Source organism: Colwellia sp. BRX8-7 (assembly GCF_014077275.1).
In the GTDB taxonomy this organism is placed as follows: Bacteria; Pseudomonadota; Gammaproteobacteria; order Enterobacterales; family Alteromonadaceae; genus Colwellia_A.
In genome coordinates, this window is record NZ_JACGVP010000016.1 from 79,230 (window position 1) to 92,201 (window position 12,972).

The following is a 12,972-nucleotide window of genomic DNA, read 5'->3' on the forward strand; positions in this document are numbered from 1 at the left end:
TATCTTGCTAACTAATCACTTATTAAAAAAGTGATTAGTTTAAGCAAGTCGCATTAATTACAGCGTACCAAAGATTTTATCACCGGCATCGCCCAGACCCGGTAAAATATAACCTTGCTCGTTAAGTTTCTCATCTATCACACCAATCGTTAACGTGACATCAGGGTGAGCATCCTCAAGCAATTTTATACCTTCAGGGGCAGCGACCAAAAATAGTGCAATGATTGTTTTACATCCCGATGCCTTTAATAAATCTATGGTTGCTAATGCTGTGCCGCCAGTCGCTAGCATAGGATCAATAATAATCGCTGTTCGACTTTCTATATCAGAGATAATATTCTCGTAATAACTTTCTGGCGCTAATGTGTCTTCATTACGTTGTATACCGACAACACTTATTTTTGCACACGGCAGTATTGACAGTGAGCCTTCAAGCATACCTAAACCGGCACGTAGAATTGGTACCAGTGTGGGTTGTTTATCAGCAAGAGTTGGCACTGAAATTTCGCCAGACCAACAAGTTAATGGGATATTTTTAATACTAAGGTGTTGAGTGGCCTCAACCGTTAATAACATTGATATCTCTTTGGTTAATTCTCGAAAGGCTTTAACTGAAATATTATTATCGCGTAGTAAACTGACTTTGTGTTTAACCAGAGGATGAGAGCTTTCAAAAACTGACATGGAATATTCCTTGTTTTTTAAAGGTATAGAGGAAATTTAGCTGAATATATTGTTAGCAACAAGTGCTTTAATCTAGATATTTACCAGACCAATTGTTTAAAATGGGCTCTGCATAATGGCTCATAACGTTCATTGCCGCCCACTTCTACTTGTTGACCTACTTTTACAGGTACACCATTTTCATCTTGTCTGATAACAAAATTAGCTTTGCGACCACAATGGCAAATTGTTTTTAATTCGACTAACTTATCGGCCCAAGCAAGAAGGGCAGCACTGCCTGAAAAAGTTTCACCAAGAAAGTCAGTTCTTATTCCGTAGGCTAATACGGGAATATGTAAGAGATCGACAACATCCGTTAACTGCTTAACTTGTTCAGTTGACAAAAACTGTGCTTCATCAATCAGTACGCAATCTATTTTAGCGGCTTGATGTTTATCTTTTATTTCAGTAAACATATTGATGCTATCATCAAATAAGAAAGCATCTGCGTCTATACCTAAGCGCGAAGCGACTTTGCCTTTGGCGAATCTGTCATCAATTTGCGCCGTATAAATTGCGGTAGTTAAGCCGCGCTCTCGATAATTATAAGACGATTGCAGCAAATGAGTAGATTTACCCGCATTCATTGATGAATAATAAAAATACAGTTGTGCCATGAGTTACTTCTTTATCAAAGGAGATCAGTAGTTAGTTGCTGAGGTATTTTCTGTGCTGTGTCCTAGTGTGTCAAGTAAACTGTTAAGTAAGCTACTTGCACCAAAGCGAAAGTGGTTATTATCAGCCCACTCACTGCCTAAGATACTATCGGCTAAAGTAAGATAAACGGCTGCATCTTCTGCGTTTTTAACACCACCTGCGGGTTTAAAACCGACATTGATATTTTTGTTTTTTATCACTTCAAGCATTATTTTTGCGGCTTCTGGTGTTGCATTTACCGCAACTTTCCCCGTTGAGGTTTTGATAAAGTCAGCACCGGCATTAATAGCAATTTCACTGGCATGTTCAATCAACGCAGGTGATTTAAGCTCACCCGTTTCAATAATCACCTTCAACTTAGCAAATTCACCACAAGCTTGTTTACACACTTTGACCATATCAAAACCAATCGCTTCATTACCTTCCATTAGTGCTCGGTAAGGAAAAACTAAATCGACTTCGTCGGCGCCGTATGCGACAGCGGCTTGTGTTTCAGCTAATGCGATATCTATATCATCATTACCGTGCGGGAAGTTAGTGACGGTAGCAATTTTTATCTGTGGTGTTTGTTGCGCTTTTAAAGTCTTTTTTGCCAAAGGCACAAAGCGAGGAAAAATACAGATAGCAGCAGTGACGCCACCGATAGAGTTTGCTTGTTGACACAAGGTTATAATTTCTTCTTCTGTTTCGCTATCGGTTAAACTTGTCAAATCAATTAACGAAAGTGCGCGTTGAGCGATGGCTTGAAGGTCAGACATAACGTTTATTTTCCTATCAATTATTTATAAAGAAATGAATACGCCAGCAATAGCTGCGCTCATTAAATTAGCTAAGGTTGCCGCTAACATTGCGTGCATACCAAGGCGTGCGATATCACGTCGGCGACTAGGCGCCATTGAACCAATACCACCTAACAAAATTGCGATGGAAGATAAGTTAGCAAAGCCACACAATGCAAAGGTGACGATGGCTTGGGTTACCGGTGAAAGTGTATCTTTAATTTCAACAAAATTAACATAAGCAAAAAATTCATTGACCACAACTTTTTGGCCAATAAAACTACCTGCTTGTAGCATTTCATTAACCGGTACACCAATAATGAAAGCGAAGGGAGCAAACACGTAGCCTAAAATAAGTTCGATGGTAATATTATCGTAGCCGAATAAACCACTAATACCGCCAACAATGGTATTGAGGAGAGCAATTAAAGCAATAAAAGCTAATAGCATCGCCCCCACATTCACCGCTAGTTTTAATCCAGATGCCGCGCCAGATGCAGCAGCATCAATAACATTAGCAGGCTTTTCATCGCCTTCATCAAAGTCTATCGAGTCTTGAACAATTTTTTCAGGCTCTGTTTCAGGGCAAATAATTTTAGCCATCAGTAAGCCACCCGGTGCCGCCATAAACGACGCCGCGATTAGGTATTTAAGTTCTATGCCTAAACCCGCATAACCCGCCATAATAGAACCAGCAACAGAGGCTAAGCCACCAACCATAATGGCAAATAGTTCAGACTGAGTCATTTTAGCAATGTAAGGTCGAACAACTAAGGGGGCTTCTGTTTGACCAACAAAGATATTGGCAGTCGCTGATAGTGACTCGGGTTTACTGGTTTTTAACAGTTTTTGTAAACTACCACCAATAATTTTAATAACCCACTGCATAATGCCAAGATAATAAAGTACGGCGATTAATGAAGAAAAGAAAATAATATTAGGTAAAACACGAACAGCAAAGACAAAACCAACACCATTCTCGTACATAGCGTCTGTGCCCAAGCCACCAAAGAGGAAGTTAATACCGACCTTGGCACTATCAATAACACTTTGAACACTTGAAGTAATCGTGGTCAATACGTCTTTGCCAAAGGGGACATATAAAACAAACGCACCAAGTAATAGTTGCAGCAAAAATGCAAAACCTACCGTACGAAAATTAATGTCCTTTCTACTTTTAGAAATTCCATAGGCAATGGCTAATAAAACAAATATGCCTATTACCCCTCTAAATGCGGCAAAATCCATACATACCCCTTAATATTTTTTATTGTTATTGTTATTGTTATTGTTATTTTTGTAGTGGTAATTTTGACAGTTGACGAATTTTTGCTTTAAGTACTTCTATCGCCATTCTGTTTTTTCCGCCTCGTGTGATCACTATATCAGCCCATGCTTTAGAGGGTTCAATAAATTGATAATACATAGGTCTAACCGTTTCTAAGTATTGATTTGTTACCGACTCAACACTTCTATTTCGCTCGGTTAAATCACGTTTAATTCGTCGAACTAAACAAATATCAAGTGGCGTGTCCATGTAGACTTTTATATCAAACTGATCTCTAAGTGCTTTGTTGGAAAGCAGTAAAATACCTTCAACAAGCACAATCTTCGTTGGTGTAAATACCCGTGTTTCATTTAAACGTGTATGCGTTTTATAACAGTAAATAGGCACGTCGATAGATTTATTTTCAGTGATATTTTTTAAGTGCTCAGTTAACAAGTCATGTTCAAAGGCACTGGGATTATCATAGTTTGTTTGTTCACGTTCAGACATCGACAAATGAGATTGATCGCGATAATAGGCGTCTTCACTTAGAATAGAAATACCGTCTTCACCTAATTCATCGATAAGTTCGTCGTGAATAGTATGCGCAAAAAGGGTTTTACCCGATGCAGAAGGACCTGTGATTGTAATGATTGTCGGTTTATTTGCGTTCAATTGTTTATGCCTGTCGATAATTCAGCTTCAGAAATGGTTTTAATCCTATCATTAGTGATAAAGTGATAGTAATTAACGCTAATTTTATACTTTTACGGTTAAATGATCAAAAATACGTTACTTTATTCGCGTATATTTTAAAGCATCATTTACCCCATTTTCAAAAGATGGTAAATTAGCACAACTTGACCATGTGGTCATGTTTTATTCTGCTATTTATGAATATATATTGAAAAAAGATCATAAAGGAAATGCTATGGCCCGCGCAATAGTTTTAGTAATAGACAGTTTTGGTATCGGTTACTCTGCTGATGCAGCCGAGTTTGGTGATGTAGGTGCAAATACCCTTGCTAACCTCGCTAAAGCATATTATGCAGAGACAGGCAAAGCGATAAACTTACCTAATTTGGCAAGTTTAGGCTTATTTAAAGCTTGCCATGAGGCGTCAAATACCGATTTTCCACAGCAAGGCGGTGAACCTCAAAAAGGGGCTTATGGCTACGCACAAGAGATAAGCACAGGTAAAGATACCCCAAGTGGTCATTGGGAAATGGCAGGTGTGCCGGTTCTCTTTGACTGGGGATATTTCACCAATAAAGAAGAAGCCTTTCCGGCCGACCTAATAGATAAAGTTAACAAAGCCACTGGCTTTAGCGATATGCTTGGCAATTGTCATGCTTCAGGTACGGTTATCTTAGAAAAGTTAGGACAAGAGCATATCAAAACTGGCTTACCTATTTGTTATACCTCAGCAGATAGTGTTTTTCAGGTTGCCGCACATGAAGAACATTTTGGTCTAGACAATCTTTATAAGTATTGCGAAACAGTAAGAGCAGAACTTGAAGGCCTTAATATAGGGCGAGTTATTGCCAGACCTTTTATCGGTGACAACCCAGACAATTTTTCTCGAACAGGTAACCGCCGCGATTATTCGGTATTACCACCAGCACCAACCGTGCTAGATAAAATTTTTGATGCCGGTACTCATGTGATCAGTGTTGGTAAAATTGCTGACATTTTTGCCCATCAAGGTATTAGCGAAAAAACCAAAGCGACGGGCTTAGATGCTTTGCTCGATGCCAGTATTAAACATATTAATAGTGCAGCAGATAATTCGTTAATATTTACTAATTTGGTTAATTTCGACCAAGACTTTGGCCATAGACGTAACCCGGTCGGCTATGCACAAGAACTTGAAGCCTTCGATCTGCGCATCCCTGAAGTTCTCAATGCGATGACCGATAATGATGTGCTGTTTTTAACCGCTGACCACGGATGTGACCCAACGTGGCCAGGTAGCGACCATACCCGTGAGTATGTGCCAGTATTGGCTTATCATCACAATATTGCTTCGGTAAATTTAGGTAAACGAACAACCTTTGCTGATTTAGGGCAAACCATAGCTGAAATGTTTAATGTTGATAAAATGGATTACGGTACCAGCTTTCTAACTGAGCTTAACTTTAACAATAAATAGTGAAGTGGCTTTGATTAAAAAGCTGTTATTCGTGTAAATAATGATTATAAAAAAAGGGGGTAGCAAAAATGCTAACCCCTTTTTTTATATTAAGAATGAACGAATATAACGTTATAGAATACTTTCTAAGGTTAATTCCATCATGTCTTTAAAGGTGGTTTCGCGCTCATCTGCGGTAGTTTGTTCACCGGTTTTAATATGATCGCTCACGGTTAATACCGTTAAAGCTTTTTTACCGTATTCTGCTGCAACGCCATAAAGGCCAGCAGCTTCCATTTCTACCGCTAAAATTCCATACTTTTCCATAGTGGCAAACATTTCAGGCTGCGGAGTATAAAATAAATCCGCCGTAAAAATATTACCAACGCGGACAGGTTTATTTAATCGTTCAGCCGTATCTACAACACTCTTTAACAATGAAAAGTCTGCACATGCGGCAAAATCAACGCCATGAAAACGCTGTCTGTTAACGTTAGAGTCCGTACTTGCTGCCATACCAATAACAATATCACGTACTTTAATGTCATCACGAACAGCGCCACAAGAACCAATACGAATAATACTTTCAACGCCGTAGTCTTTGTATAATTCAGTCGCGTATATTGAAACGCTAGGGATCCCCATTCCAGAACCCATTACTGAGATAGGCTTGCCTTTATAGGTGCCCGTGTAGCCAAACATGTTTCGAACACGTGTAACGCATTTAACATTTTCTAAGAAATTATCGGCAATATATTTAGCGCGAAGTGGGTCGCCCGGCATTAATACAGTTTTTGCAAAGTCGCCTGCTTGAGCTTCAATATGTGGAGTTGGCATAAGAGTTATCCTTTAGTTTTTAAGTGTAACTCAGTAAGTTTCTAGCCAGACCTGATGGGATCAAACTGCTATCAAGGGTTTTTTACTGAAAAAAATGTTTATGGCGACTATTTAAAAGTCGCCTAAAAGTTAATATGGGTATAATAATACTAAGTACTGTAACGATCAATTACCTATTAATCATTAAGGTTAACAACAACCAATAAAATTTATAATCGCAGTGTGATTGATAGCAATATTATCTTTACGCTATAGTTTTAATTGGCGTAATGTTTGTTTTTCATCATGGCTTAAAAAACTCATTTCAATGGCATTGCTTTGTAATTGCGTTATTTGTGCTTCACTGAGTTTAAGTAAGTTACTGGCAAGGTTGAATTCATCTTCAAGCTCAATATTCTCAACTGCAGGATCATCGGTATTTAAACAAACATTAAGGCCATTTGCTAAAAAAGTTTTTACTGGGTGCTGACTTAAATCTTTTATCGTACCTGTTTGATAATTTGACGTCAGGCAAGACTCAAGACCAATGTTATGTTTAAGCATGTAGTCCATTAGCTTTTGATCTTTTACACAAGCGACACCATGACCAATTCTAGTCGCTCCCAATTTTTCTATAGCATGCCAAACGCTTTCTGGTCCAGCCGCTTCACCTGCATGTACGGTTACTTGCAAACCCGCATGTGATGCTTTCTTAAAGTGACTTTCAAAAAGGCTACCAGGAAAATTATATTCGTCTCCCGCTAAATCAAGTGCAACAATATTATCTTTATGGGCTAAAAGGGCGTTGAGCTCAGTTTCACAATTGTCTACTCCAAAAGTACGACTCAAAATACCAATTAAATTTATTTTGGTCGGATACTTTTTACGGCCTTGGTTAACGCCTTCAATAATCGCTTCCACAACACCTTCAATAGGGAGTTTATGGGTCATTGCCATATAAAAAGGTGAAAAACGTAATTCGGCATAATCAATATTAGCCAGATAAGCATCTTCAACATTTTCATAACCGATGCGAATAACATCATCTAATGAAGAGAGTACTTGCACGCCCCAATCTAACTTCTTTAAAAAAGCGAGCAGGTCGGCTTCATTATCAGTAATTTTAATATGAGGTAAAAAGTCTTCGAAATTAGTTTCAGGTAAAGCAATATTATTTTTCTGAGCTAATTGCCAAACAGTTTTAGGTCGAATGTTTCCGTCTAAATGTCGGTGAAGGTCTATAAGTGGCAGTTGCTTATTATACATGTGGGTCTATTGTCCTGATAATATAAAGTGTTGCTAGTTATCACTAGCAACGGTTTATGTCTGTCGTCTATTCTAGCTCAAAATCCTTATTAAATGTTTAAAGCTGTACTTTAACCGAAATAGGGCAATGGTCTGTTAATGTATTAGCAAGCTCCCGAGTATATTTTTCTTTGAAAACTAATTGCTCAAAAGAGTTTTCGATATACATGTTTTTAGCGCTAGGGTTAAAAACAATATGGTCGATATAATCTTTGTAGTAACCGCCCCAACAAGCAGACTCTTTAGTCATTGTTGGTGTCCAAAGCGCTTCATTGCCTTCATCGTCAAGTGCTTGCCATAAACCTTGGTCTTCGGCATATTGATGACTTACATCTTGTGAGAACCTGCGGTTAAAATCGCCAAGTACAATAAAGGCTTCATTATCTTTAGCTCGTTCATCTACCCAACGTTCAAGTGGGTCTATTTGCATACTTAATGTAGTGCAGGCTTCTTTTAGTCTTAATTCTTTATCTGTACTACTTGGCATCGCTGCAAGATATTTGCTATCAAGTGGCAAAGCAAAACAACCAGACTTTAAATGTACGGCAAGTAACCTGATTTGTTTACCATCTCGAGATAAGGTTAAGTCCATACCATGTCTGACACGGGTAACATTTAATGCTTTATATTCTTTGGCAACCACTGTTAAGCCCGCTGATTTTTTAACGGCAACACCAACACGCTGTACCCAATCTTTAGTTGAAAAATAAAAATCGTATTCGTTACCGAAGACCATTTTTGCCCAATTTTCATCTTCAACTTCTTGTAAAGCAATCACATCGGCATCAAGTTGTTTAGCATAGACGGCTAATTGCTGATAATCATCTGATTTTCGTTTATTATACTCATGAGAACCTAACCAAGCGATATTCCATGAAGCTACTTTTAGTTCTTGAGAGTAACTTGGTGAAACATACATTAAGCTAAATAGTAAACTAGCAGTTGTTAATATTGTTTTTTGCATTAATACTTCTCTTAGTTAAACTCAAGTTTTTTGAGTACAGGTAAATAATAAACGTTAATTCACTGAATAATTTACTTAACCATTCGGTCAAGAATTGATATAATTCGCCACATTACACTACTTTTACAGTAAGAAACAACCACTATGAATAAAAAATTTATCACCGCACAAGAATTACTAGAAGATTCTTTTAGACTGGCCGCAAAAGTCTTTGAAGATGGTTTTCGTCCACAATTTATCATAGGCATATGGCGTGGTGGAGCACCTGTTGGTATTGCTGTTCAGGAGTATTTTGATTTTAAAAATATTGAAACAGATCATATCGCTGTCCGTACTTCTTCTTACTACGGCATTAACCAACAAAGTAAAGAAATCAAAGTGCATGGTTTGCATTACATTATCGAAAATGCCAATGCAACTGATGGCTTATTAATTGTTGATGATGTTTTTGATTCAGGCCGCAGTATTGATGCATTAATAAAACAACTTAAAAAATTAGCGCGTAATAATATGCCAACAGATGTTCGCATTGCTTGTCCTTGGTATAAGCCAACCAATAACGTGGTTGATATCAAACCAGACTACTATGTTCACGAGTCTGATGAATGGTTGGTATTTCCACATGAATTGTCAGGATTAACACAAGAAGAAATTGCTGAAGGCAAATCTGACCTTACCAATATATTACACCTTTTAAAATAATTACAGGTTGAGTTGTTAATGAAGCTGCTACCCTTTATAGCTATCTATCTCTCTGCTTTTACTGTACTTGCTGATGATAACATTCATCAGCAAGTGACTTTAAAGGGAAAGTGGTTGGTAGAAGCTGATCAGCAAGTTATGTTCGATCCACAAACTTCCGCGTTAAAGCTATGGCGCGGCAAGTTACTGACGCTCTCTGATGGTTCAGCTGATAAGTCTCAGCAGAAACAATTACATATTATTGAGCCCACGAGTGGATTAGTAGAAGAAAAATCAATGCTTATGACCCTGTCTAGCCAGGTAAAGTCCAGCTGCTTTTCCTCGTATCTAGCAGGTGAGCCTGATTTTGAAGCTTTAGCGGTTGACCCTAACAATGATAAAGTTTTCATTGTAGTGACCGAAGACGCCCGTAATGGCGATGAACTTTCATCGGCATGTCAGCAGCGTTTTCAAAATACCGGTTCGACAACATACCCGACACTTATTGTGAGATTAGCGCTTGATGATAATAATATATTATCAATGACGCATGTTAGACCCTTACAATTTGACGCAAGTTATAACGTGGGTGACTTTTCTAATGATGGTATTGAGGGACTAGCTTTTGGTCAGGACAACACTTTATACCTTGGTTTAGAAAAAGACAGTCAGGGTTTTGCGCGTATTTTTTCGTTGGTGTTAGGCGAAAATTTTTGGGCGACTGATGAATTTGCTCCGGTAATTGATACTGAAGTTCTATTACCGACATTTAGTCAGGGTGGGCACCCTATAAATGGTATGGACTATCTATCGAAGGATAATCACCCTGGTTATATCGTTGCTGCAGCTAGGAATGATGATCAATTATGGATTATCGATTTGGCAAAGAAACAACCAACAAAAATTATTGCTATGAATTTTTTAGCGCCAGTGAGTGCTGAAAATAATGAATGCAGTGATTGGGAGCCTATCGGTAACACCTCATTAGAAGGCGTTGCAGTAGCGAAAAATAAAATTTGGCTAATCAATGATCCATGGAAAGCGCATTATATAGAGAATGCAAAGTGTCCGTCAAATGATGAAAAATACAAATCTTTTTCGCCTTTATTGTTTTCATTAACAATTGACAAAGGTTGGTTAGAATAAATAATGGCTATATATACAACATAGTTATTTGTAATTATAGCCATATTGTTTACGAAGCTTACTTGAAGGTTTATAATACTCAGGTTAACCAGTGGTACAGCCACTGGTTTTTTATGTCTGTACTTACTCAGGCACATAGATCGCGAATAAATAGTCATAAATTTTTAATACGCTTTAGCGTTCTCGCGGAATAATTAATAGTAATAGAGTGATGAATAACGCCAATAGGTGGTATTTTCACTTTATTAGGCAATTAGCAATAGGAAAGTAAATGAGCTCAGATTCAACAAAAATAATTTATACGATTACCGATGAAGCGCCTGCATTGGCGACTCACTCTTTATTACCAATTATTCAGGCATTTACGGCTTCTTCAGGTATTAACGTTGAAACGCGTGATATTTCACTTGCGGCACGTGTATTAGCAAACTTTCCAAAATACTTAACAGCAGAACAACGTGTTAGTGATGCTTTATCCGAATTAGGCATGTTAGCTAAAACACCAGAAGCTAACATCATTAAATTACCTAATGTTTCAGCTTCAATACCACAGCTAGAAGCCGTTATTAAAGAGCTTCAAGCTAAAGGTTATAACTTACCAAACTATCCAGCTGAACCACAAAATGAAGCTGAGCAATCTATTAAGCTTACTTACGCAAAAGTTTTAGGCTCTGCGGTTAATCCTGTTCTACGTGAAGGTAACTCAGACCGTCGTGCGCCTAGCTCGGTTAAACAATATGCACGCAAAAATCCACATTCTATGGGTGCTTGGTCAAAAGATTCTAAATCACACGTTGCTCATATGTCAGCGGGTGACTTTTACGGTAGTGAAAAATCAACCACTATTAATGGCGAAACCAATGTAAAGATTGAATTCGTTAGCGAAAATGGTGCAGTCACTTTATTAAAAGAGCACTTACCGTTATTAGACAAAGAAATTATCGATGCGGCAGTAATGAGCAAAGCGGCATTAATTGAATTCTATGAAACACAAACAGCTAAAGCTAAAGAAGAGGGCGTTTTACTTTCTCTTCACTTAAAAGCAACCATGATGAAAGTTTCAGATCCAATCATGTTCGGCTATGCAGTAAAAGTTTTCTATAAAGATGTTTTTGACAAACATGCTGCTATTTTCGAACAACTTGGTGTAGATGCTGATAATGGTATTGGCGATGTTTATGCAAAAATATCTCGTTTACCAAGCGAAAAACAAAAAGAAATTGAAGCCGATTTAGCCGCTGTTTATACCACACGTCCAGAAGTTGCGATGGTTGATTCAGACAAAGGTATTACTAATTTTCATGTACCAAGCGATGTAATTATTGATGCTTCAATGCCTGCGGCTTTAAGAGCTTCTGGTATGATGTGGGATCGTGATGGCAATCAAAAAGATACTAAGTTTATGATCCCTGATCGTAACTACGCCGGTGTTTTTTCAGCGGTTGTCGATTTTTGTCGTGAAAATGGTGCATTCAACCCAACAACAATGGGTACAGTGCCAAACGTAGGTCTAATGGCGCAAAAAGCTGAAGAATACGGTTCACATGACAAAACATTTACCATGACAGGTAAAGGTACGGTTCGAGTAGTTAATGACAACGGCGAAACCTTGTTAGAACATAACGTTGCTCAAGGTGATATTTGGAGAATGTGTCAGGTTAAAGATGCGCCTATTCAAGATTGGGTTAAGCTTGCTGTTACACGTGCTAAAGCAACTAACGTACCGACAGTATTTTGGTTAGATGAAAATCGTGGCCATGATGCAGAGATGATTAAAAAGGTAAATACCTACCTAGCTGACCATGATACAACAGGTTTAGATATTCAGATTTTAGAACCCGTTAAAGCCTGTGAGTTTACTTTAGCGCGTACCGCTAAGAGTGAAGATACTATTTCAGTAACCGGTAACGTTTTACGTGATTACTTAACTGATTTGTTTCCAATTTTAGAATTGGGCACCAGCGCTAAAATGCTTTCAATTGTGCCACTAATGAATGGCGGCGGATTATTTGAAACAGGCGCGGGTGGTTCAGCACCTAAGCATGTTCAACAATTTGAAAAAGAAAACCATTTACGTTGGGATTCTTTAGGTGAATTTTTAGCCCTTGCTGCTTCTTTAGAACATGTAAGCGTTCATACCAAGAATAACAAAGCGCAAGTACTTGCTGATACGCTAGATTCAGCAACAGGTAAGTTCCTCGATGAAAACAAATCGCCTTCACGTAGAGTGGGTGAATTAGATAACCGTGGTAGCCATTTTTATCTTGCTATGTACTGGGCACAAGCACTTGCTGAACAAACAAATGATGAAGAGTTAAAAGCGAGTTTTACTGCTATTGCTCAAGCATTAACTAAGCAAGAAGCTAAAATTATTGCTGAATTAAATGCCGCTCAAGGTCCATCAATGAACATCAACGGTTATTATTATGCTGATGTTGACCTAGCGCGTAAAGCGATGCGTCCAAGCGAAACATTTAATACTATATTGTCTAGCTTACTGTAA

The 12,972-nt window shown here is 38.2% G+C and carries 12 protein-coding genes; 4 read left to right on the plus strand and 8 right to left on the minus strand.

All coding sequences use genetic code 11. The features are described 5' to 3' along the window. Window positions 1-57: 57 nt before the first annotated feature. The 5 genes from upp to udk form a co-directional block, all read right to left on the minus strand. A complete protein-coding gene (gene upp, locus H4J57_RS15455; protein ID WP_182221937.1) occupies window positions 58-684 on the minus strand; it encodes a uracil phosphoribosyltransferase in 627 nt (208 codons plus the stop codon). 80 nt (window positions 685-764) lie between these two features. Next, window positions 765-1,340 (minus strand): thymidine kinase, encoded by a 576-nt coding sequence (locus H4J57_RS15460; protein WP_070373565.1) that lies wholly within the window; start codon window positions 1,338-1,340, stop codon window positions 765-767. Between the two features lie 24 nt (window positions 1,341-1,364). Then, entirely contained in the window at window positions 1,365-2,138 is a 774-nt protein-coding gene (gene deoC / locus H4J57_RS15465; protein ID WP_182243527.1) for a deoxyribose-phosphate aldolase, read from the minus strand. A 24-nt stretch (window positions 2,139-2,162) separates the two neighbouring features. Continuing rightward, complete coding sequence (locus H4J57_RS15470; protein WP_182215181.1) at window positions 2,163-3,407, minus strand: NupC/NupG family nucleoside CNT transporter; 1,245 nt, start codon at window positions 3,405-3,407, stop codon at window positions 2,163-2,165. A 43-nt stretch (window positions 3,408-3,450) separates the two neighbouring features. After that, window positions 3,451-4,101 carry a uridine kinase gene (gene udk, locus H4J57_RS15475; protein WP_070373568.1) on the minus strand — a complete coding sequence of 217 codons (651 nt, stop codon included), beginning with the start codon at window positions 4,099-4,101 and terminating at the stop codon, window positions 3,451-3,453. Window positions 4,102-4,357: 256 nt separating this feature from the next. Here udk and H4J57_RS15480 point away from each other — a divergent pair, with 256 nt between their 5' ends. Continuing rightward, the gene (locus tag H4J57_RS15480; protein ID WP_182243528.1) at window positions 4,358-5,578 is read left to right on the plus strand and encodes a phosphopentomutase; all 1,221 of its coding nucleotides are present in this window, start codon (window positions 4,358-4,360) and stop codon (window positions 5,576-5,578) included. A 111-nt stretch (window positions 5,579-5,689) separates the two neighbouring features. Here H4J57_RS15480 and deoD read toward each other — a convergent pair whose 3' ends face one another. The 3 genes from deoD to H4J57_RS15495 form a co-directional block, all read right to left on the minus strand. Then, window positions 5,690-6,394: a purine-nucleoside phosphorylase gene (deoD, locus tag H4J57_RS15485; RefSeq protein WP_146800086.1), complete on the minus strand. Its 705-nt coding sequence runs from the start codon at window positions 6,392-6,394 to the stop codon at window positions 5,690-5,692. 249 nt (window positions 6,395-6,643) lie between these two features. After that, window positions 6,644-7,639, minus strand: a complete 996-nt coding sequence (add, locus tag H4J57_RS15490) for an adenosine deaminase (RefSeq protein WP_182243529.1) — start codon at window positions 7,637-7,639, stop codon at window positions 6,644-6,646. A 97-nt stretch (window positions 7,640-7,736) separates the two neighbouring features. Continuing rightward, window positions 7,737-8,642 (minus strand): endonuclease/exonuclease/phosphatase family protein, encoded by a 906-nt coding sequence (locus H4J57_RS15495; RefSeq protein WP_182221940.1) that lies wholly within the window; start codon window positions 8,640-8,642, stop codon window positions 7,737-7,739. Between the two features lie 144 nt (window positions 8,643-8,786). On the opposite strand from H4J57_RS15495, the gene H4J57_RS15500 reads away from it, so the two are divergent. The 3 genes from H4J57_RS15500 (at window position 8,787) to H4J57_RS15510 (ending at window position 12,972) form a co-directional block, all read left to right on the plus strand. After that, window positions 8,787-9,344, plus strand: a complete 558-nt coding sequence (locus H4J57_RS15500; protein WP_146800083.1) for a phosphoribosyltransferase — start codon at window positions 8,787-8,789, stop codon at window positions 9,342-9,344. Between the two features lie 18 nt (window positions 9,345-9,362). Beyond that, window positions 9,363-10,469 carry a hypothetical protein gene (locus tag H4J57_RS15505; protein ID WP_182243530.1) on the plus strand — a complete coding sequence of 369 codons (1,107 nt, stop codon included), beginning with the start codon at window positions 9,363-9,365 and terminating at the stop codon, window positions 10,467-10,469. Between the two features lie 271 nt (window positions 10,470-10,740). After that, entirely contained in the window at window positions 10,741-12,972 is a 2,232-nt protein-coding gene (locus H4J57_RS15510) for an NADP-dependent isocitrate dehydrogenase (RefSeq protein ID WP_070373575.1), read from the plus strand.